18 protein-coding genes are annotated in these 19955 nt (G+C 69.7%); 10 read left to right on the top strand and 8 right to left on the bottom strand.

Annotation, left to right across the window (positions count from 1 at the left end; translation table 11 throughout):
* Positions 1-87 precede the first annotated feature (87 nt).
* Positions 88-1320: an endonuclease/exonuclease/phosphatase family protein gene (locus PIQ37_RS17360; protein ID WP_342074408.1), complete on the bottom strand. Its 1233-nt coding sequence runs from the start codon at positions 1318-1320 to the stop codon at positions 88-90.
* Positions 1321-1431: 111 nt separating this feature from the next.
* Positions 1432-2193 (bottom strand): arginyltransferase, encoded by a 762-nt coding sequence (locus tag PIQ37_RS17355; RefSeq protein ID WP_017912412.1) that lies wholly within the window; start codon positions 2191-2193, stop codon positions 1432-1434.
* 200 nt (positions 2194-2393) lie between these two features.
* On the opposite strand from PIQ37_RS17355, the gene PIQ37_RS17350 reads away from it, so the two are divergent.
* Positions 2394-2996, top strand: a complete 603-nt coding sequence (locus PIQ37_RS17350) for an EF-hand domain-containing protein (protein WP_342074407.1) — start codon at positions 2394-2396, stop codon at positions 2994-2996.
* A 360-nt stretch (positions 2997-3356) separates the two neighbouring features.
* Here PIQ37_RS17350 and PIQ37_RS17345 read toward each other — a convergent pair whose 3' ends face one another.
* From PIQ37_RS17345 to PIQ37_RS17335, 3 genes are all read right to left on the bottom strand, one after another.
* Positions 3357-3878 carry a putative signal transducing protein gene (locus PIQ37_RS17345; protein ID WP_342074406.1) on the bottom strand — a complete coding sequence of 174 codons (522 nt, stop codon included), beginning with the start codon at positions 3876-3878 and terminating at the stop codon, positions 3357-3359.
* 10 nt (positions 3879-3888) lie between these two features.
* The gene (gene tesB / locus PIQ37_RS17340) at positions 3889-4797 is read right to left on the bottom strand and encodes an acyl-CoA thioesterase II (RefSeq protein ID WP_010341175.1); all 909 of its coding nucleotides are present in this window, start codon (positions 4795-4797) and stop codon (positions 3889-3891) included.
* A gap of 72 nt (positions 4798-4869) precedes the next feature.
* Positions 4870-5649 carry an enoyl-CoA hydratase/isomerase family protein gene (locus PIQ37_RS17335; RefSeq protein ID WP_342074405.1) on the bottom strand — a complete coding sequence of 260 codons (780 nt, stop codon included), beginning with the start codon at positions 5647-5649 and terminating at the stop codon, positions 4870-4872.
* Positions 5650-5683: 34 nt separating this feature from the next.
* On the opposite strand from PIQ37_RS17335, the gene PIQ37_RS17330 reads away from it, so the two are divergent.
* On the top strand, positions 5684-6130 hold the full coding sequence (locus tag PIQ37_RS17330; RefSeq protein ID WP_342074463.1) for a copper chaperone PCu(A)C: 447 nt from the start codon (positions 5684-5686) through the stop codon (positions 6128-6130).
* 221 nt (positions 6131-6351) lie between these two features.
* Here the strand turns inward: PIQ37_RS17330 and PIQ37_RS17325 are convergent, their stop codons facing one another.
* Both PIQ37_RS17325 and uvrA read right to left on the bottom strand, forming a co-directional pair.
* Entirely contained in the window at positions 6352-6759 is a 408-nt protein-coding gene (locus PIQ37_RS17325) for an acyl-CoA thioesterase (protein WP_160947640.1), read from the bottom strand.
* The gene (uvrA, locus tag PIQ37_RS17320; RefSeq protein WP_150410405.1) at positions 6759-9758 is read right to left on the bottom strand and encodes an excinuclease ABC subunit UvrA; all 3000 of its coding nucleotides are present in this window, start codon (positions 9756-9758) and stop codon (positions 6759-6761) included. Before uvrA ends, PIQ37_RS17325 begins: the two co-directional genes overlap by 1 nt.
* Before the next feature lie 296 nt (positions 9759-10054).
* On the opposite strand from uvrA, the gene rplU reads away from it, so the two are divergent.
* The 3 genes from rplU (at position 10055) to cgtA (ending at position 11942) form a co-directional block, all read left to right on the top strand.
* Complete coding sequence (gene rplU / locus PIQ37_RS17315; RefSeq protein WP_010341170.1) at positions 10055-10375, top strand: 50S ribosomal protein L21; 321 nt, start codon at positions 10055-10057, stop codon at positions 10373-10375.
* Between the two features lie 12 nt (positions 10376-10387).
* Positions 10388-10648 (top strand): 50S ribosomal protein L27, encoded by a 261-nt coding sequence (gene rpmA, locus PIQ37_RS17310; RefSeq protein ID WP_010341169.1) that lies wholly within the window; start codon positions 10388-10390, stop codon positions 10646-10648.
* 238 nt (positions 10649-10886) lie between these two features.
* On the top strand, positions 10887-11942 hold the full coding sequence (gene cgtA, locus PIQ37_RS17305; RefSeq protein WP_017916359.1) for an Obg family GTPase CgtA: 1056 nt from the start codon (positions 10887-10889) through the stop codon (positions 11940-11942).
* Between the two features lie 121 nt (positions 11943-12063).
* Here cgtA and rpsT read toward each other — a convergent pair whose 3' ends face one another.
* Positions 12064-12336 carry a 30S ribosomal protein S20 gene (gene rpsT / locus PIQ37_RS17300; RefSeq protein WP_010341167.1) on the bottom strand — a complete coding sequence of 91 codons (273 nt, stop codon included), beginning with the start codon at positions 12334-12336 and terminating at the stop codon, positions 12064-12066.
* Between the two features lie 116 nt (positions 12337-12452).
* On the opposite strand from rpsT, the gene murJ reads away from it, so the two are divergent.
* The 5 genes from murJ to ispH all read left to right on the top strand — a co-directional run bounded on the left by murJ (position 12453) and on the right by ispH (position 19705).
* Entirely contained in the window at positions 12453-14045 is a 1593-nt protein-coding gene (gene murJ / locus PIQ37_RS17295; protein ID WP_342074462.1) for a murein biosynthesis integral membrane protein MurJ, read from the top strand.
* Between the two features lie 203 nt (positions 14046-14248).
* On the top strand, positions 14249-15247 hold the full coding sequence (locus PIQ37_RS17290) for a bifunctional riboflavin kinase/FAD synthetase (RefSeq protein WP_407136960.1): 999 nt from the start codon (positions 14249-14251) through the stop codon (positions 15245-15247).
* A 6-nt stretch (positions 15248-15253) separates the two neighbouring features.
* Entirely contained in the window at positions 15254-18085 is a 2832-nt protein-coding gene (gene ileS / locus PIQ37_RS17285; RefSeq protein WP_342074404.1) for an isoleucine--tRNA ligase, read from the top strand.
* A gap of 109 nt (positions 18086-18194) precedes the next feature.
* A complete protein-coding gene (lspA, locus tag PIQ37_RS17280; RefSeq protein WP_342074403.1) occupies positions 18195-18698 on the top strand; it encodes a signal peptidase II in 504 nt (167 codons plus the stop codon).
* A 56-nt stretch (positions 18699-18754) separates the two neighbouring features.
* Positions 18755-19705 carry a 4-hydroxy-3-methylbut-2-enyl diphosphate reductase gene (ispH, locus tag PIQ37_RS17275; RefSeq protein ID WP_048491459.1) on the top strand — a complete coding sequence of 317 codons (951 nt, stop codon included), beginning with the start codon at positions 18755-18757 and terminating at the stop codon, positions 19703-19705.
* Positions 19706-19955: the final 250 nt, after the last annotated feature.

Below are 19955 nucleotides of genomic sequence, written 5' to 3'. Positions count from 1 at the left end.
CAGACAAGCAAAAGGCGGCCGTCAGGCCGCCTGTGGGGTGCAGCAAGGCGGCGCCATGCTGCGCGCCGCCCCCCGGTCCGCCTGCGCTTACGGACCCGCGGCGACGTCGACCCAGATCAGGTGATGGTCGCTGCCGTCGGCAATGGCGGCGGAGGCATCATTGGAGGCCGGCCAGAACACGCCGCTGTCCAGGTAGCGGAAGTTGCGCGACGGCAGCACGTAGTCCAGGCGCATGGTGCCGGCCTTGGGGCCGAAATCGCCGGTGACCTGCTGCGGTGGGCCGCGATGGTCGATGCCGGTGGCCGCGTAGGCGCGCGTGGTCTCCTCGCCGCCAGCGCTGTGCGGGGTGGGATATTGCAGGACGCGCGGATGCGTCACCAGCGCGCGGATCGCGTCGTGGTGGCCGTCGCCGTCGATCACGTCGTTGTTGAGGTCGCCGAGCATCACGAACTGCGCATCGGCGGCCAGCCCGCCGCAGCGGCCGGCGTCGTCGCACAGCCAGCGCGCCTTGCCGCTGCCGGCATCGTCCAGGTACTCGCGCCACAGCCGCAGTTCGTCGTGGTTGCGTGCGGCGTTGCGCTTCTCCGCGCCATCGAACACCGGCGGGGTCGGGTGCGCCACCAGCGCATGCAGCACGCCCAGCGGGGTGCGCACCGGCACGTCCCAGTGCGACTTGGACGACAGCCGCAACTGCGCCCACACCGCGTCGCTGTGGAAGAAGCGGCCGGTGGCCGGGTCGACCGGGCGCAGCGCGTCGGGCATCGCGCTCCATTTCAGCAGGCGGAAGCTGCGCACCGCCGCGGTGTCGATCGGGTACTTTGACAGCAGCAGCATGCCGTACTGGCCGGGATGCAGGCCGTAGCCCCAGGCATCGTTGCCGCGCGCGCGGCCTTCGCCGCCGACATGGCCGTCGTTGTCCAGGTCCAGGCCGCTGGGCACGCCGGTGTTGACCGGGGCCAGGTAGCGGTAGGGATAGCGCAACGCCGCGCCGCCGTGCGGTTGCGGCACCGCGAGGTAGCGCTGCTCGAACAGGTCGGCGGCGCGGTGCGCATCGTCGTAGTCGAACTCGTTGAGCAGCACGATGTCCGGGCGCACCTGCTGCAGCACCGCGGCGATCTTGCGCGCCTGCGCGCTGTCGCCCTGCAGGGCGGCGATCAGCGCGCCGGGGTCGTCGGCATTGAGCGAGGTGTTGTAGGTGGCCAGGCGCAGTGTCGTGGCGGCGGGCGCTGCGGCGTCGGTCATCGGGGCGGAAGTGGGAGCGGTGTGCGCGCAGGCGCCGCACAGCAGGGTCAGGGCGAGCAGGAGGAGGCGTGATGTCATGCGCCGATTTTCGCATGCGTGGCATGTCCGCACGATGGCGCGGCGACGTGCGGCGACGTGCGGCGACGTGCGGCGGCATCGGCTGGGCAGCGCGGTATCGGTTGCCGTCGGCTAGCCGCCGAGCTGGCGCAGATAGTCGTCGAAGTCGCGCCAGTGGCGGCCATCGTAGGCCTGCAGCGGCCGGAAGCGGCGCTTGTAGTCCATCTTCTGGTGGCCGCGGATCCAGTAGCCCAGATACAGGTGGCGCAGGCCTTCGCGTCGCGCCCAGGCGATCTGCTGCAGGATCGCCAGGGTGCCCAGGCCGCGCGCGCCGGCGTCCGGGTCGTAGAAGGTGTAGACCGCCGACAGCGCCTGCGCGGCGATATCGGTGACCGCTACCGCCAGCAGCGGCCCACGCCGTCCGTCCGGCATGCGTTGCCGTAGCTCCAGGAAGCGCCCATGCGACCAGCGGCCGATCAGGAACTGGTCGAACTCGTGCGCGCCGTGATCGTCCATGCCGCCGCCGGGATGGCGGTGGCGCAGGTAGCGCTGGTACAGCGCCAGCTGTTCCTCGCTGCGCTCGGCGGCGACGATGCGGACCTCGACATCGGCATTGCGCGCCAGGCAGCGGCGCTGGCTGCGATCGGGCACGAACGCGTCGATCGGGATGCGCACCGCAACGCAAGCGCGGCAATGGTCGCAGTGCGGGCGATAGACCAGATCGCCGGAGCGGCGGAAGCCCCAGCTCAGTGCCAGCGGATACAGCGCCCCCAGGCGTGGATCGTGCGGGTCCAGTACCAGGTCGCGGGCCTGTCGCTCGGGCCAGTAGCCACACGCGTGCTGGCCGGTCTGGAACAGCCGCAGGTCGTCGCTGGCGTCGGAATGGATAGCCATGCGTCGAGCATAGCGCTTCGCCATCGCAGGGGCCGCGACTGTCCCGTCGATGAATGCGCCCGGCGGCGGGTCAACCGCGGCGGCGACGGGGCGTTGTCAGAAGGGAAGGCACCGCGGTGCCGGCCCGCGATGCGGGCCGCTTGCGGCGCCGGACGCCTGCCGTCTTCGGCAGGTTCCTCATCATCCTCAGGGAGTGACCCATGAAGTCTCGCAACCCGCTGCTCGCCCTGGCCGTGCTGGCCGTGCTGTCCGGTACCGCCTACGCCGTTCCCCCGCCGCCGGCCGATCCCGCCGCGCCCGCCGATGCCGGCGGCATCGCCGCGCTCGACAAGAACGGCGACGGTGTCATCGACCGCAGCGAGGCCGCCGCCGATCCGCGCCTGGCCGAGCATTTCGACGCCATGGACAAGAACCGCGACGGCAAGCTCAGCCGCGACGAGTGGCCGCGCCACGGCCGTCACGGAGGCCCGGGCGACCACGGCGTGCCCGGCGCGATGATGGCCAAGCTGGATACCAACAAGGACGGCCGCATCAGCCGCGCCGAAGCGCAGGCCGATCCCAAGCTCGCCGCGCGCTTCGACAAGATGGACGTGAACAAGGACGGCTACATCGACCGTGCCGACTTCGAACTGCGCGCCAAGCAGCATCGCGATGCCTGGTTCACCGCGGCCGATACCAACAAGGACGGCATGCTCAGCCGCGCCGAGTTCGATGCGGCGCAGGCCAAGCGCTGGGCGCATCGCCCGGGCGGGCAGCGCCGCGGCGATGCGCCGGCACCGATGCCGGCGCCGGACAGCAACTGATCCATCCGCCGCGGCGGTGGCCGCGGCGTCACTGCACCAAGGCGCCGATCGACAGCGCCCCTGCGCCCCTCGCGCAGGGGCGTTTTTTTATGGACCGAAACCTGCTGTCGCGCATCGTGCAGTGTGGCGGCAGGTGCAGCGCGGAACGCGCGTGGCCGTGCGCCACGCGTCGACAGCGTCGCGGCAGGTTGCGATGCCGGCATTTGCTACAGCGAACACCGCGTGCAGGACGCGATCGCCGTGCCGATCGGATTGCCGTCGCAGCGCCTGGTGTCGCGCCGTCGCGCAAGGACGATCATCGGCAGGACGTCATCGCATACGCGATGTCCACCGCATGCGTGGACCTGCGCTCGGCGCGGCTCAGTTGCCGCGCGCTGCCGGCTGCACGCGCACGCGCACTTCGTCGCTGCCGGTGTCCTGCGCCGGGGGCGTGGCCGGTTGCGTCGCGGGTGCCTGTGCCGGTGCGGTGGTCGGCGCGCGGTTGTCGCGATGGCGCAGCGCCGTGATCAGCGCCACCGCACCGATCGCCAGCAGCAGGGCGATGCGGATGCGCCAGGCCCAGCGCTTGCCGGTGTCGGCTTCCACCTGCGAGCGGAACTCGTTCAGATAGGGCGCACGGCCCTGTTCCGGGTCGCGGCGGGTGCTGTCGAGCAGGCCGGCGTCGCGCAGCAGTTCGCGTGCGCGCGGCTGGTCGTCGGCGTGCACCACCCACACCGTGGGCTGGGCCTGCGCCGCGACCGGGTCGAGATAGCTGAACTGGCCGCTGCGCCGGGTCCGGTAGGAGCGGCCGTTGCTCAGGCGCACGTCGATGCCGGCATCGCGCAGCAGGGCGGCGACACCTTCGGCGGTTTCCACGCGTTGGCTGCTGAAGATCTGACGCATGTTCGTGTCCTCAGCGTTTTGCCGGCACCTGCGCCGCGGCGTCGGCGTCGGGAACCACGCGGATCAGGCCTTCCTGTGCGGTGCTGGCCACCAGGGTGCCGTCGCGGGTGAAGAACTGCCCGCGCGCCAGGCCGCGCGCGCCCTGCGCGCTGGGGCTGTCCAGCGAGTACAGCAGCCAGTCGTCGGCGCGGAACGGGCGATGGAACCACAGCGCGTGGTCGAGCGAGGCCATCTGCACGTTCGGCGTGTAGTAGCTGATGCCGTGCGGGAAGGTGGCGGTGCCGAGCAGGTGGAAGTCGGAGGCGTAGGCGAGCAGCGCCTGGTGCAGTTCCGGCGCATCGCCGACCGGCTCGCTCAGACGCAGCCACATCTGCTGGAACGGCGGACGCTTGGGCGGATTCAGTTCGTCGCGCGGATACACGTGGCGGAACTCGAACGGGCCGCCGCGCGAGAGCCAGCGCTGCACCTTGGTCGGCAGCGTCGCCAGCACTTCCGGGCGCGCCGCCGGGGTCGGCTCGATGTCTTCCGGCTGCGGCACTTCCGGCATCTTCAGCTGGTGGGTGGCGCCGTCTTCCTGTTCCTGGAACGAGGCCGCGCAGAAGAAGATCACCTTGCCGTGCTGGATCGCGGTGACCCGGCGCACCGAAAAGCTGCCGCCGTCGCGGGTGCGGTCCACGTCGTAGACGATGGGATGCTCGATGTCGCCGGCGCGCAGGAAGTAGGCGTGCAGCGAGTGCACGCGGCGCGCGTTCTCGACCGTGGCCTGCGCCGCCGACAGCGCCTGGCCCAGCACCTGGCCGCCGAACACGTACTTGGTGCCGATGTCGCGGCTCTGGCCGCGGAACAGGTTGTCCTCCAGCCGCTCCAGCGACAGCAGCTCGATCAGTTCGGAGACGACGGGGGCGGGCTTGGCGGACAAGAGGCGGGGCCTGGCGACGGACGTGCGCCGATTATAGCGGGCCGTCCGCGCCCGCCCGCGTGCCCGCTCCGCTCAGCCCTTGCCCAGCCGCGCCACCAGCGCGCGCAGCGCGGCCTGGGTGTCCGGTGCCTGCCAGTCGTCGATCAGCCGTTCCAGCCCGATGTGTTCGTCGGCCAGCGCCGCGCGCAGGTCGGCGCGGGCGATGGCGCGGGTCTGCAGCATCGGCTGCCGCGGGCGCTTGAGCAGGTCCAGCAGCCAGGCCAGCGCGCGCGCCACCACCAGGTCGGCGTCGACCAGTTCGTCGACCAGGCCGATCTCCAGCGCGCGCTCGGCGCTGACCAGGTCGCCGCCGACCAGCAGGCGCTCGGCGCGGTGCGCGCCGACCACCCGCCGCAGCAGGCGCTGGATGCCTTCCGGGGCGACCAGGCCGATCTGGGTCTCGTTGAGGCCGATGTGCAGCGGATGCGCCGCATCTGGGCTGCGCGCCATCACCCGGTAGTCGCAGCACAGCGCCAGCACGCAGCCACCGGCCGGCGCGTGTCCGGTCAGCGCCGCCACCACCGGGATCGGGCTGGCGGCCAGGGCACGCGCTGCGCCGAAGAACTGCTGCCAGCTGCCGAGCAGCTTGGCGCGGTCGTCGCCGTGGCCGAGCAGGTGCGGCACGTCCATGCCGGCGGAGAACAGCCGTTCGTTGCCCGACAGCACGATGCCGTGCGTGCCCTCGGCGCCGGCCTGCTCGATCGCCTGGATCAGGTGCCGGCACAGGTCGGTGTCCAGCGCATTGACCGGCGGCCGCGCCAGGCGCAGTTCGCGGAGGGGGCCGTGGTTGATCACGTCGATGAGCGTCGTCATGCTGCGGTCTGCTTTCGAAGAAGGAACCTCGGCGATGATAACCAAACCATTCGCTGGCGTATTGTTCGTGCTGTGCGCGGTTGCCGCCACTGCGTTGGCCGCGGAACCGGCGTGCGTCACTCTGGAGCAGGGCTGGGCGCGCTTGCCGCCGAACCCGGCGATGCTGATGACCGCCGGCTACGGCGTGCTCCACAACGGCTGCGGCACGCCGGTCACGATCGTCGGGGCCAGCAGCCCCGCTTTCGGCGATGTGTCGCTGCACGAGACCACGCTGGTGGCCGGCGTCAGCCGGATGCGCGCGGTCGAGCGCGTGCCGCTGGCCCCTGGCGCCCGCGTCGAGCTCAAGCCGGGCGGCATGCACCTGATGCTGATGCAGGGCAAGGGTGCGCTGACGGAGGGCCAGGCCGTGCCGCTGCAGTTGCAACTGGAAGATGGCGGCAAGGCCGACGCGACGCTGACGGTGCGCAAGCAGGCGATGTAGGGGAGCCTCCTCGCGAGAGGGCGCCTCTCCTACGAAAGCAAGCAGCGCCAATGCAAATGCGAAGGGGCTGTTGGAGATGCCTATGCCGCACCACGCGAAATCGTGCGCAGGTGCTCGACTAGGTGAGCGGTCGCACGCTGCGCCCGCGATTCAAGCGACAACGCCGCCGGTATTTCGATGGTGTGTCTTGCGCCGGGCCTCGCCCGGCGCAAGCCCAGGCGTCAGCTCGTTGCCTTGCGCACGGCGTCGGGCAGCGGCGCGCTCTTGCCGGTCTGGGTGTCCATCCACACCACCACCACGTTGCCGTCGGAGTACAGCCGGCTTTCGTCCTGCTGGTCGACGATGCGGTGGCCGATGGTCACGCTGCTGGTGCCCAGGCGCTCGACGAACAGTTCGACCAGGATGTCGTTGGGCCACACGATCGGCGCGCGGTAGTTGACGTTGGTCGCCGCCACCACCGGGGCGATGCGATCGCTCATCGACACGCCTTCCACGCCCAGCATCCAGCGCACGCGCGCCTCTTCCAGGTAGGAGATGTACTTGGCGTTGTTGACGTGGCCCATGCTGTCCATGTCGCGCCAGCGCACGCTGATCGGGATGCGCGCCAGGATCTTGTGTTCGCTGCTCATCAAACGTCCTTCTTCTTCTTGGTGCCGGTGCTGGTGGTGCTCTTGCTGGCCTTGCCGCTCTTGGCGGCTACCGCCTGCTTCTTCGCCGGCTTTTCCGGCTTGACCTTGCGCGGCGGGCGCGCATCGGGCTTGTTGGCCATCGCCGCCGGCTGCTCCGGGCGCGCACTGGTGGAGGGCAGCATCCGCGCCAGGAACTGGCCGGTGTACGACTGCGGGCAGGCCGCCACGTCTTCCGGCGTGCCGGTGACCAGGATGGTGCCGCCGCGGTGGCCGCCTTCCGGTCCCAGGTCGACGATCCAGTCCGCGGTCTTGATCACGTCCAGGTTGTGCTCGATCACCACCACGGTGTTGCCTTCGTCGCGCAGCTTGTGCAGCACGCCCAGCAGCGCCTCGATGTCATGGAAGTGCAGGCCGGTGGTCGGCTCGTCGAGGATGTACAGGGTGCGGCCGGTATCGCGCCGCGACAGTTCCTTGGACAGCTTCACGCGTTGCGCCTCGCCGCCGGACAGGGTGGTCGCGCTCTGGCCGAGCTTGATGTAGCTCAGGCCCACGTCGACCAGGGTCTCCAGCTTGCGCGCGATCGACGGCACCGGCTCGAACAGCTTCAGCGCATCCTCGACGGTCATTTCCAGCACGTCGTTGATGTTGAAGCCCTTGTACAGGATCTCCAGCGTCTCGCGGTTGTAGCGCTTGCCGTGGCAGACGTCGCAGGGCACGTACACGTCCGGCAGGAAGTGCATTTCCACCTTGATCAGACCATCGCCCTGGCAGGCCTCGCAGCGGCCGCCGCGCACGTTGAAGCTGAAGCGCCCCGGCGAGTAGCCACGCGAGCGCGCTTCCGGCACCTGCGCGAACAGTTCGCGCAGCGGCGTGAACAGGCCGGTGTAGGTGGCCGGGTTGGAGCGCGGGGTGCGCCCGATCGGCGACTGGTCGATGTCCACGACCTTGTCGAACAGGTCCAGGTGCTCGATCTCGCGGTACGGCGCCACGCTGTGCGAGGCGCCGTTGATCTCGTTCGCCGCCAGGGTGAACAGGGTGTCGTTGATCAGCGTCGACTTGCCCGAGCCGGACACGCCGGTGATGCAGGTCAGCAGGCCGGCCGGGATGTCCAGGTCGACGTTCTTGAGGTTGTTGCCGGTGGCCCCGCGCAGGTGCAGGGTCATCTTCGGATTGGCCTTGTGGCGCTTGGCCGGGATCTCGATGCGGCGCTTGCCGGACAGGTATTGCCCGGTCAGCGAGCGCGGCGCCTTCAACAGGTCCTGCACGCTGCCGTGGCCGACCACCTCGCCGCCGTGCACGCCGGCGCCGGGGCCGATGTCCAGCACATAGTCGGCCAGGCGGATCGCGTCCTCGTCGTGCTCGACCACGATCACCGTGTTGCCGAGGTCGCGCAGGCGGGTGAGGGTGCCGAGCAGGCGTTCGTTGTCGCGCTGGTGCAGGCCGATCGACGGCTCGTCGAGCACGTACATCACGCCGACCAGGCCGGCGCCGATCTGGCTGGCCAGGCGGATGCGCTGCGCCTCGCCGCCGGACAGGGTGTCGGCCTTGCGCTCGAGGGTCAGGTAATCCAGGCCGACGTCGACCAGGAAGCCCAGCCGCTCGGCGATCTCCTTGACGATCTTGCTGGCGATCTCGCCGCGCCAGCCGGGCAGGTCGAGCTGGCGGAAGAAGGTCAGTGCATCGTCGATCGGCAGCACCACCAGGTCCGGCAGCGGACGGTCGGCGACGAACACGTTGCGCGCGGCCTTGTTCAGGCGCGCGCCCTTGCAGTCCGGGCACGGCCGTTCGCTGATGTACTTGGCCAGTTCCTCGCGCACCGCCGGCGATTCGGTCTCGCGGTAGCGGCGTTCCAGGTTGGGGATGATGCCTTCGAAGCGATGCTTGCGCTGGGTGCGGCCGCCGGCATCGGTGAAGTAGGTGAAGGTGATGGTCTCGTCGCCGCTGCCGTACAGCACCGCCTGGCGCACGCTCGCCGGCAGCGACTGCCAGGGCGCGTCGACGTCGAACTTGTAGTGCTTGGCCAGCGAGGCGATCAGCTGGAAGTAATACGCGTTGCGCCGGTCCCAGCCGCGCACCGCGCCGGCCGACAGCGACAGCTCCGGATGCACCACCACCCGCTCGGGATCGAAGAACTCGGCCACGCCCAGGCCGTCGCAGCTCGGGCAGGCGCCCATCGGCGCGTTGAACGAGAACAGGCGCGGTTCCAGTTCCGGCAGCGAGTAGTCGCAGACCGGGCAGCTGTACTTGGAGGAGAACAGGTGCGGCGCGGCCGCGGTGTCGTCCAGCGACTGCACCGACACCATGCCGTCGGCCAGCTTCAGCGCGGTCTCGAAGCTCTCGGCCAGGCGCTGCTTGATGTCCTCGCGCGGGCGGAAGCGGTCGATCACCGCCTCGATGGTGTGCTTCTGGCGCAGCGCCAGCGCCGGCACCGCGTCGATCTCGTACAGCTCCCCGTCCACGCGCACGCGCACGAAGCCCTGCGCGCGCAGTTGTTCGAACACCTGCGCATGCTCGCCCTTGCGCTCGCGGATCACCGGCGCCAGCAGCATGTAGCGCTGCTCCGGATCCAGGGTCAGCACCTGGTCGACCATCTGGCTGACCGTCTGCGCCTCCAGCGGATAGCCGTGGTCGGGGCAGCGCGGCTGGCCGACGCGTGCGTACAGCAGGCGCAGGTAGTCGTAGATCTCGGTGATGGTGCCGACGGTGGAGCGCGGGTTGTGCGAGGTCGACTTCTGCTCGATCGCGATCGCTGGCGACAGGCCTTCGATGTGATCGATGTCGGGCTTCTCCATCACGCTGAGGAACTGCCGCGCGTACGCCGACAGCGACTCCACGTAGCGGCGCTGGCCCTCGGCGTAGATGGTGTCGAACGCCAGCGAGGACTTGCCGGACCCGGACAGGCCGGTGATCACGATCAGCTTGTCGCGCGGCAGGTCGAGGTCGAGGTTCTTGAGGTTGTGCGTCCGCGCGCCGCGGATGCGGATGTAATCCATCGCCATGAAGAGATTCCGGAATGTGCCGGCCGTGGCGGTGCCGCTGGCCAGTGTGGGGGCGGAAAGGGGACGGCAATCGATCAGCGTACCCAGCTTGTCAGGTGGGGGCAATTGCCGCAGATCCCAGCGCCGCCGGGCGCCGGCGGCTGGCTGGTTCAGGCAGCCGTGCCGGCCCGCGGGGCTTGACAGTCCGGGGCTGGGTGGGCTTGACCCTGCCGCGCACGGCGGCTTACAATCCCGCTCCTGTCTGCCCGAAACGGCACGACGGGAACGACCACAATAACTACAGAGGAAGTCTGGTCATGTACGCAGTACTGGTCACTGGCGGTAAGCAATACCGCGTCGCGCAGGGCGAAACGCTCCGCGTGGAAAAGCTCGAAGTCGAAGCCGGCAACGAGATCACGTTCGACAACATCCTGATGCTGGGCGACAGCGACGGCATCAAGATCGGCGACGCGCTGAAGGGCGCCGCCGTCACCGCCAAGGTCGTGGCCCATGGCCGCGCCGACAAGGTGCGCATCATCAAGTTCCGCCGCCGCAAGCACCACATGAAGCGTCAGGGTCATCGGCAGCACTACACCGAAATCGAGATCACCGGCATCGCCGGTGGCGACAAGAAGTAAGGAGCAGCAGTCATGGCACACAAAAAAGGCGTAGGTTCCTCGCGCAACGGCCGCGACTCCAACCCGAAGTACCTGGGCGTGAAGATGTTCGGCGGCCAGGCCATCGAAGCCGGCAACATCATCGTGCGTCAGCGCGGCACCCAGTTCCACCCGGGCGCCGGCGTCGGCCTGGGCCGCGACCACACCCTGTTCGCGCTGGTCGACGGCAAGGTCGAGTTCTCGGTGAAGGGCGCCAAGAAGCGCCGCACCGTGAGCGTGGTCACCGAGGCGTAAGTCGCCGGTGTCCAGGGCCTGCGCCGTGGCGCAGGCTTGCTGACGAAAGCCCCGCTTCGGCGGGGTTTTTCGTTTGGTGGCCGGGATGGCGGGATTGGGGATTGGGGATTCGCAACTGCGGATTCCGCCAGAGCCCTCGATTGCTGGCCTCCGTTCCGTTGCCTCCGTTCTTTTGCTGGCGCCGCTAAACTGTGGCGTCCGGTGTTTTCCCAATCCCGAATCACGAATCCCGAATCCCATGAAACTCGTAGACGAAGCGGAAATCCAGGTCACGGCCGGCAATGGCGGCAATGGCTGCATCGGCTTTCGCCGCGAGAAGTTCATCCCGCTGGGTGGGCCGGACGGCGGCGACGGCGGCAATGGCGGCAGCGTGTGGCTGGTCGCCGACGAGAATCTCAATACCCTGGTCGACTTCCGCCATCAGCGCGCGTTCCGTGCGCAGCGCGGCGAGAACGGCATGGGCCGGCAGATGTACGGCAAGGCCGGCGAGGATCTGACCATCACCGTGCCGGTCGGCACCGTGGTGATCAACGTCGAGACCGACGAGGTCATCGGCGATCTGATCGCGCACGGCGACCGCCTGCTGGTCGCGCAGGGCGGCAAGGGCGGCCTGGGCAACATGCACTTCAAGAGTTCGGTGACGCGCGCGCCGCGCAAGGCGACGCCGGGCGAGGAGGGCGAGGAGCGCACGCTCAAGCTGGAGTTGAAGCTGCTGGCCGACGTCGGCCTGCTGGGCTTCCCCAATGCCGGCAAGAGCACCTTCATCCGCGCCGTGTCCGCGGCGACGCCGAAGGTCGCCGACTACCCGTTCACCACGCTGTATCCGAACCTGGGCGTGGTCAGCGTCGAGGCCTATCGCAGCTTCGTGATCGCTGACATTCCCGGGCTGATCGAGGGTGCCGCCGACGGCGCCGGCCTTGGCGCGCAGTTCCTGCGCCACCTGCAGCGCACCCGCCTGCTGCTGCACCTGGTGGATCTGGCGCCGATGGAGGGTGGCGTGGATGGCGTGTCGCCGACCGAGCAGGTGCGGGCGATCGAGCGCGAGCTGCAGAAGCATGATCCGGAGCTGCTGGCCAAGCCGCGCTGGCTGGTGCTGAACAAGGCCGACCTGATGTTCGAGGACGAGGCGCGTGCGCTGGCCGAGCAGGTTGTCGCCGAGTTGGGCTGGACCCAGCCCTGGTACCTGGTGTCGGCACTGGGCCGCGAAGGCACCTGGCCGATCATGAAGGACGTGATGGCGTTCTTCGACCGCCAGCGCGAGGAGGCGCTGGAGGCGGCCGCCAATGCCTCCTGAGCGTCGCGCCGTCCCGCGGCGCGCGGGGCAGGGTGACGCGCACACGAAAAACCCGGCCGAGGCCGGGCTTTTTCGTGGTGCTGCCGGAAGCGTGCGCGCTTCCGGCGTCGACTGCGGCCGATCAGGCGGCGGTCTTGATCGCCTTGATGCGGGCGCTCAGGCGGCTCTTGTGACGGGCAGCCTTGTTCTTGTGGATCAGGCCACGCGAGCTGAAACGGTCGAGGATCGGCTGGGCGATGGCGAAAGCGGCTTCGGCGCCGGCTGCGTCGTTGGCGTCCAGGGCCTTGATGACCTTCTTGACGGCGGTGCGCAGCATCGAACGCTGAGCCGTGTTGCGCGCGTTGCGCACGACGGTCTGCTTGGCGCGCTTCTTGGCGGACTTGATATTGGCCACGGTGGTGGTTTCCTGGAAAGCTGTGTGGTGGATAAAAACAAGCGGGAGAGTATGAAGCGTCCGAATATTTGCGTCAAGTCAATTGTCAAGAGGGCCGCCGCATGAGCACGCCGCGCATGTTTCGCGGGCTGCTCTCCTTCAGCAGCATGACCATGGTTTCGCGCCTGCTGGGTCTGGTACGCGACCAGGCCATCAACTATTCCTTCGGCTCGAACGCCACCAGCGATGCGTTCTGGGTGGCCTTCCGCATTCCCAACTTCCTGCGCCGGCTGTTCGCCGAGGGCTCGTTCGCCACGGCCTTCGTGCCGGTGTTCACCGAGGTGAAGGAAACCCGCCCGCACGCCGACCTGCGTGCGCTGATGTCGCGCGTGTCCGGCACCCTGGGCGGCGTGCTGCTGCTGGTCACCGCGCTGGGGCTGATCTTTACCCCGCAGATGGCGATGCTGTTCAATCCCGGCGCGATCGACAATCCGGCCAAGTTCGGGCTGATCGTCGACCTGCTGCGTCTGACCTTCCCGTTCCTGCTGTTCGTGTCGCTGACCGCACTGGCCGGCGGCGCGCTCAACAGCTTCCATCGCTTCGGCCTGCCGGCGCTGACCCCGGTGATCCTCAATCTGTGCATGATCGCCGGCGCGCTGTGGCTGGCGCCGCGGTTGCAGGTGCCGATCCTGGCGATGGGCTGGGCGGTGCTGGTGGCGGGTGTGCTGCAGTTGCTGTTCCAGTTGCCGGCCCTGCGCGGTATCGACCTGCTGACCCTGCCGCGCTGGGGCTGGCGGCATCCGGACGTGCGCCGGGTGCTGACCCTGATGGTGCCGACCCTGTTCGGCTCCTCGATCGCGCAGATCAACCTGCTGCTGGACACGGTGATCGCCTCGTTCCTGTACGCCGGCTCGCAGAGCTGGCTATCGCAGGCCGACCGCTTCCTGGAGCTGCCGCTGGGGGTGTTCGGCGTGGCCCTGGGCACGGTGATCCTGCCGGCGCTGTCGCGACACCACGTCAAGACCGATCGCGCCGGGTTCTCCAACGCGCTGGACTGGGGGCTGCGTACCACCTTGCTGATCGCGGTGCCGGCGATGCTGGGCTTGATGTTGCTGAGCCAGCCGCTGGTGGCGACCCTGTTCCAGTACGGCAAGTTCACCGCCTTCGATACGCGCATGGCGGCGATGTCGGTGTTCGGGCTGAGCTTCGGCCTGCCGGCGTTCGCCCTGCTCAAGGTGCTGCTGCCGGCGTTCTATTCGCGCCAGGACACGCGTACGCCGGTGCGTGCTGGCGTCGCCGCGCTGGTCGCCAACATGGCGCTGAACCTGTTGTTCCTGGCGATCCTGTACCAGCTGTGGGTGCCGGCGGAGCTGCGCGCGCAGGGCGTGCGCGCGGCGCTGGAGGCGGTGCCGGGGCTGCACCTGGCGCTGGGCCTGGCCAGCGCGGTGGCCAGCTACCTCAACCTCTCCCTGCTGTGGCGCTGGCTGCGCCGCGACCAGGTCTACCAGCCCAAGCCGGGTTGGAGCGGCTATCTGCTGCGGCTGGGCGTGGCCTGTGCGGCGATGGCCGCGGTGCTGGCGCTGGGCCTGCACTGGCTGCCGGCGTTCACCACCATGGACAAGTGGCACCGCATCGGCAGCCTGTTGCTGCTGGTCGGCGGCGGCGGCGCGGTATACCTGCTTGCCTTGCTGGCGCTGGGGTTCCGGCCGCGGGATCTGCGCGAGCAGTAGTGGGGCTGGGAGTGGGGATTCGGGATTGGGGATTCGTAGGAGCGGCTTCAGCCGCGACCTGCGGGGTGGCGGTGGAATCCCCGGTCGCGGCTGAAGCCGCTCCTACGACGGGAGGCTGCGCCCGGGCCGTGGCCCCACCCGCTATACTCGACGGTTACGCATCATCGACCGGCGCCTCCTGCGCCGGCGCTTCGGACCGAGGAATGAGCAGGCTGTTTAGAGACGTCGAGGGCGGGACCCTGTTCCCGCAGGGAAGCGTGGTCTGCATCGGCGCCTTCGATGGCCTGCACCTGGGCCACCGCGCGCTGGTGCGGCAGGCGATCGCGCGCGCGCGCGGGGCGGACGTGCCGGCGGTGGCGCTGAGCTTCGAGCCGCTGCCGCGGGAGTTCTTCGCCCCGGCCGCGCCGCCGCCGCGGCTGACCCTGGCCCGGGCCAAGGTGCAGGGCCTGCTCCAACTCGGCGTCGACAGCGTCGGCCTGCTGCGCTTCGACCGGCGCATGGCGTCGATGAGTGCGGAAGACTTCGTGCAGCGCGTGCTGGTCGAGCGCCTGCGTGCGCGCGAGGTCTGGATCGGCCCGGCGTTCCGCTTCGGCCACAAGCGCGGCGGCGACATCGCGCTGCTGCGTGCGTTGGGCGCCCAGCATGGCTTCGCCGCCGACGAGATCGCGCCGGTGCACCTGCGCGAGGAACGCATTTCCAGCACCCGCATCCGTGAGTTGCTGGTGGCCGGCGAGTTCGCCCATGCGGCGGAGCTGCTCGGCCGCCCGTACGCGATCGGCGGGCGCGTGGTGCGCGGCAAGCAGCTCGGGCGCACGCTCGGCTACCCCACCGCCAACCTGCGGTTCGCCCGCACCCCGGCGCTGTCCGGCATCTACGCCACCTGGGTGCATGGGGTGGCGGCACAGCCGTGGCCGTCGGTGTCCAGCTTCGGCACCCGCCCGACGGTGCAGGGCGTGGAGCCGCTGCTGGAAGCGCACCTGTTCGATTTCCAGGGCGACCTGTACGGTCGCCACATCGAGGTGGAGTTCGTCGCCAAGTTGCGCGACGAGGAAACCTTCGCCGATCTGCCGGCGCTGACCGCGCAGATGCACCGCGACGCCGCGCTGGCGCGGCAACTGCTCGCTGCGCCCGCTGGCGCGGGCCTGCCGCCCGTGTCCGCCGCCCCGCGCGCGGACCTCACCCTGAAGACCACCGACCGGTAACTGCCCGTGACCCAGGACTACAAAGCCACCCTCCATCTGCCGGCGACCGAGTTCCCGATGCGCGGCGACCTGCCCAAGCGCGAGCCGGACATCCTGGCGCGCTGGGAGAGCGAGGGCCTGTATACGCGGCTGCGCGACAACGCGCAGGGCCGGCCGCTGTTCGTGCTGCACGACGGCCCGCCGTACGCCAATGGCGCGATCCACCTGGGGCATGCGGTCAACAAGATCCTCAAGGACATCATCGTCAAGTCCAAGTACCTGTCCGGCTACGACGCGCCGTACATCCCGGGCTGGGACTGCCATGGCCTGCCGATCGAGATCGCGATCGAGAAGAAGTTCGGCAAGGTCGGGGTCAAGCTGGATGCGGTGCAGTTCCGGCAGAAGTGCCGCGAGTACGCCAACGCGCAGATCGACATCCAACGCCGCGACTTCAAGCGCCTGGGCGTGATTGGCGACTGGGACAACCCGTACCGCACGCTGGACTTCCATTTCGAGGCCAACGAGATCCGCGCGCTGGCCAGGATCGTCGAGAACGGCCACCTGACCCGCGGCGTGAAGCCGGTGCACTGGTGCTTCGACTGCGGCTCGGCGCTGGCCGAGGCCGAGATCGAGTACGCCGACAAGCAGTCGCCGACGGTGGACGTGGCCTACACGGCCCGCGACGGCGCGGCGCTGGCCGCCGCGTTCGGCGCGACCCTGCCGGAGGGGGCGGACGTGGCGGTGCCGATCTGGACCACCACGCCGTGGACGCTGCCGGCCTCGCTGGCGGTGTCGCTGGGGCCGGAGCTGGTCTATGCGCTGGTGGAAGGCCCGGCCCGCGACGGCCGCCGCCGCTGGCTGGTGTTGGCCGACGCGCTGGCCGAGCGCGCGCTGCAGCGCTACGGGGTGGATGAGGTCGTGGTGCACGGCCGCGTCGCCGGTGCGGCGCTGGAACACCAGGTGCTGGCGCATCCGTTCTACGACGAGCGCGACGTGCCGGTGATCCTCGGCACCCACGTGTCCGACACCGACGGTACCGGCGCGGTGCACACCGCCCCCGGCCACGGCCAGGAGGACTACGTGGCGGTGAAGCCGTACGGGCTGCTGGAGCGCTACGGCGCCGCGCAGATCAACCCGGTGGATGCGCGCGGCGTGTACCTGCCGTCGACCCCCGCGGTCGATGGCACGGAACTGGCCGGGCTGCACATCTGGAAGGCCAACGACGTCATCGCCGACCTGCTGGCCGCGCGCGGGCTGCTGCTGGCGCGTGCCAGCATGGTCCACAGCTATCCGCATTGCTGGCGCCACAAGACGCCGATCGCGTTCCGCGCCACGCCGCAGTGGTTCATCTCGATGGAGCAGGCCAGCCTGCGCGCCGAGGCGCTGCAGGCCATCGAGGGCGTGCACTGGTACCCGGCCTGGGGCCAGGCGCGCATCGCCGGCATGGTCGCCGGGCGCCCGGACTGGACGATCTCGCGCCAGCGCACCTGGGGCGTGCCGATCGCGCTGTTCGTGCACCGCGAGACCGGCGAGCCGCATCCGCGCAGCACCGAACTGATGCGCCAGGTCGCCGACCGCGTCGAGGAGGGCGGGGTGGACGTGTGGTACGCGCTGGACGCCGCCGAGCTGCTCGGCGACGAAGCGGGCGACTACGACAAGATCACCGACATCCTCGATGTCTGGTTCGATTCCGGCGTCACCCACGAGGCGGTGCTGACCGAACGCGGCCTGCCCAAGCCGGCCGACCTGTACCTGGAAGGCTCCGACCAGCACCGCGGCTGGTTCCAGTCCTCGCTGCTGACCGGCGTGGCGCTGGACCACGCGGCGCCGTACCGGCAGTGCCTGACCCACGGCTTCACCGTGGACGAGCACGGCCGCAAGATGTCCAAGTCGCTGGGCAACGGCATCGAGCCGCAGGACATCATGAAGACGCTGGGCGCGGACATCCTGCGCCTGTGGATCGCCTCGGCCGACTACAGCAACGAGATGTCGCTGTCGCAGGAGATCCTCAAGCGCAACGCCGACGCCTACCGGCGCCTGCGCAACACCGCGCGCTTCCTGCTCGGCAACCTGCACGGCTTCAACCCGGCCGTGCACCTGCGGCCGCTGCCGGAACTGGTGGCGCTGGACCGCTGGATCGTGCACCGCGCCTACGAGGTGCAGGAGCAGATCAAGGCCGCCTACGCGCGCTACGACTTCGCCGCCATCGTGCAGGCGCTGCTGAACTTCTGCAGCGTGGACCTGGGGTCGCTGTACCTGGACGTGACCAAGGACCGGCTGTACACCATGGCCGAGGACTCGCTCGGCCGGCGTTCGGCGCAGACCGCGATGTTCCATGTGGCCGAGGCCTTCGTGCGCTGGATCGCGCCGATCCTGAGCTTCACCGCCGACGAGCTGTGGGGCTACCTGCCGGGCGCGCACCTGGGCAACGTGCTGTTCGCGACCTGGTACGAAGGCCTGGCGCCGTTGCCGGAGGACGCGGCGCTGAGCGCGGCCGACTTCGAGCAGTTGCTGGCGCTGCGCGAGCAGGTGGCCAAGGTGCTGGAGCCGATGCGCAGCAATGGCGTGATCGGCGCGGCGCTGGAGGCGGAGATCACCGTCGCCGCCGACGCCGCCACCGCGGCGAAGCTGCAGCCGCTGCAGGAAGAGCTGCGCTTCCTGTTCATCAGCGGCGACGTGGTGGTGCGCGAGGCCAGCACCGACGAGATCTTCGTCAGCGCCCAGGCCACCGAGAAGCCCAAGTGCGTGCGTTGCTGGCACTACCGCGCCGACGTCGGCGCCGATCCGGCGCACCCGGAATTGTGCGGCCGCTGCGTCAGCAACATCGAAGGACCGGGGGAGGAGCGCCGCTGGTTCTGAGTCCCGTCCCCGGCCACGCGACCTGCGCGCTGCCGGGGCCAGCGGCGGCGCCGTGGTTGCGGCGCCGGCCGTCCTTCCTTTCCTTATTCGCCCAAGGCGGACTTCCCGCATGACCGCACGACCCAACCCCTCCGCCCTGATCTGGCTGCTGCTGTCGGCCGTGGTGATCGGCCTGGACCAGTGGAGCAAGGCCTGGGTGCTGTCCAGCCTGCCCGAGTTCACCGCGGTGCCGGTGATTCCCGGCTTCTGGAACTGGTACCGGACCTACAACACCGGTGCGGCGTTCAGTTTCCTGAGTCAGGCCGGCGGCTGGCAGCTCTGGTTCTTCACCGCGCTGGCGGTGGGCATCAGCGGCCTGCTGGCCTGGTGGCTGGCGCGCACCCCGCGCGGCGAGTGGCGCAGCGCGCTGCCGTACGCGCTGGTGATCGGCGGGGCGATCGGCAACGTGATCGACCGGCTGATGCACGGCCACGTGGTCGATTTCATCCAGTGGTACGTGGGCGAGCACTACTGGCCCTCGTTCAACATCGCCGACTCGGCGATCGTCGCCGGCGCCATCGGCATCGCCCTGTTCGGCCTGTTCGACGGCAAGGCGAAGCGAAAAGCGGGATAATCGGTGCCACTCTCCCTGTCGAAGCGCCTGGCCCCTGTGGCCGGCGGATCTAGCTAATGGATGTCCTGCTCGCCAACCCCCGCGGCTTCTGCGCCGGCGTCGACCGCGCGATCGAGATCGTCAAGCGCGCCATCGAAACCCTGGGCGCGCCGATCTACGTGCGCCACGAGGTGGTGCACAACCGCTTCGTGGTCGACGACCTCAAGCAGCGCGGCGCGATCTTCGTCGAGGAACTGGACGAGGTGCCCGACGGCAACACGGTGATCTTCAGCGCCCACGGCGTGGCCCAGGCGGTGCGCCAGGAGGCCGAGCGGCGTGGCTTGAAGGTGTTTGACGCGACCTGCCCGCTGGTGACCAAGGTGCATTTCGAGGTGGCCCGGCACTGCCGCGCCGGCCGCGACGTGGTGCTGATCGGCCATGCCGGCCATCCGGAGGTGGAGGGCACGATGGGGCAGTGGGACCGCGAATGCGGCACCGGCCGCATCTATCTGGTCGAGGACATCGAGCAGGTCGCCACGCTGGATGTGAAACAGCCGGAGAACCTGGCCTACACCACCCAGACCACGCTGTCGGTGGACGACACCCGCGGCATCATCGAGGCGCTGCGCGCGCGCTACCCGGCGATGCAGGGTCCGAAGAACGACGACATCTGCTACGCCACCCAGAACCGCCAGGACGCGGTACGTGACCTGGCCAAGGAGTGCGACCTGGTGTTGGTGGTCGGCTCGCCGAACAGCTCCAATTCCAACCGGCTCAGCGAGCTGGCGCGGCGCGACGGGGTGGAGTCCTACCTGATCGACGGCGCCGACGAGATCGACCCCGCCTGGATCGCCGGCAAGCGCCGTGTCGGCCTGACCGCCGGCGCCTCGGCGCCGCAGGTGCTGGTGGACGGGGTGATCGCGCGGCTGCGCGAACTCGGCGCCGATGGCGTGTCGGAACTGGCGGGCGAGCCGGAGTCGATGGTGTTCGCCCTGCCCAAGGAACTGCGCCTGCGTCTGGTCGACTAGCGGGCGCGTTCGGTCGCGTGTTCGTGCGCTGGATGGGCGCATCTGTCGTGAAGCGCGTAGGAGCGGCTTCAGCCGCGACTGCCATTCGTAGCGCCCGGCGCTGCTGACGAGTGCTGCGACCAACTTGCTTTCGCCGCAATCAAGCCGGAGGCAGGTTTTCTCGTAGGAGCGGGGGGGGGGGCGCCCGGGGGGGGGGGGGGGGGGGCGGGGGGGGGGGGGGCGGGGCCCCCGGGGGGGGGGGGGGGGGGGG

The sequence above is a fragment of the Xanthomonas protegens genome (assembly GCF_038442435.1).
GTDB classification, from domain to species: Bacteria; Pseudomonadota; Gammaproteobacteria; order Xanthomonadales; family Xanthomonadaceae; genus Xanthomonas_A; species Xanthomonas_A sontii.
The sequence above is the reverse complement of the archived record's forward strand: the minus strand, read 5'-3'. Positions and strand labels throughout refer to the sequence as shown.

What these genes read in the sequence shown, in the direction of transcription:
- cgtA (WP_017916359.1), top strand. Translation starts at nt 10,887, where the DNA reads ATGAAACTCGTAGACGAAGCGGAAATCCAGGTCACGGCCGGCAATGGC.
- PIQ37_RS17355 (WP_017912412.1), bottom strand. Translation starts at nt 2,193, where the DNA reads ATGGCTATCCATTCCGACGCCAGCGACGACCTGCGGCTGTTCCAGACC.
- PIQ37_RS17335 (WP_342074405.1), bottom strand. Translation starts at nt 5,649, where the DNA reads ATGACGACGCTCATCGACGTGATCAACCACGGCCCCCTCCGCGAACTG.
- murJ (WP_342074462.1), top strand. Translation starts at nt 12,453, where the DNA reads ATGTTTCGCGGGCTGCTCTCCTTCAGCAGCATGACCATGGTTTCGCGC.
- PIQ37_RS17325 (WP_160947640.1), bottom strand. Translation starts at nt 6,759, where the DNA reads ATGAGCAGCGAACACAAGATCCTGGCGCGCATCCCGATCAGCGTGCGC.
- ispH (WP_048491459.1), top strand. Translation starts at nt 18,755, where the DNA reads ATGGATGTCCTGCTCGCCAACCCCCGCGGCTTCTGCGCCGGCGTCGAC.
- uvrA (WP_150410405.1), bottom strand. Translation starts at nt 9,758, where the DNA reads ATGGCGATGGATTACATCCGCATCCGCGGCGCGCGGACGCACAACCTC.
- PIQ37_RS17330 (WP_342074463.1), top strand. Translation starts at nt 5,684, where the DNA reads ATGATAACCAAACCATTCGCTGGCGTATTGTTCGTGCTGTGCGCGGTT.
- PIQ37_RS17350 (WP_342074407.1), top strand. Translation starts at nt 2,394, where the DNA reads ATGAAGTCTCGCAACCCGCTGCTCGCCCTGGCCGTGCTGGCCGTGCTG.
- lspA (WP_342074403.1), top strand. Translation starts at nt 18,195, where the DNA reads ATGACCGCACGACCCAACCCCTCCGCCCTGATCTGGCTGCTGCTGTCG.
- PIQ37_RS17290 (WP_407136960.1), top strand. Translation starts at nt 14,249, where the DNA reads ATGAGCAGGCTGTTTAGAGACGTCGAGGGCGGGACCCTGTTCCCGCAG.
- rplU (WP_010341170.1), top strand. Translation starts at nt 10,055, where the DNA reads ATGTACGCAGTACTGGTCACTGGCGGTAAGCAATACCGCGTCGCGCAG.
- PIQ37_RS17345 (WP_342074406.1), bottom strand. Translation starts at nt 3,878, where the DNA reads ATGCGTCAGATCTTCAGCAGCCAACGCGTGGAAACCGCCGAAGGTGTC.
- rpmA (WP_010341169.1), top strand. Translation starts at nt 10,388, where the DNA reads ATGGCACACAAAAAAGGCGTAGGTTCCTCGCGCAACGGCCGCGACTCC.
- PIQ37_RS17360 (WP_342074408.1), bottom strand. Translation starts at nt 1,320, where the DNA reads ATGACATCACGCCTCCTCCTGCTCGCCCTGACCCTGCTGTGCGGCGCC.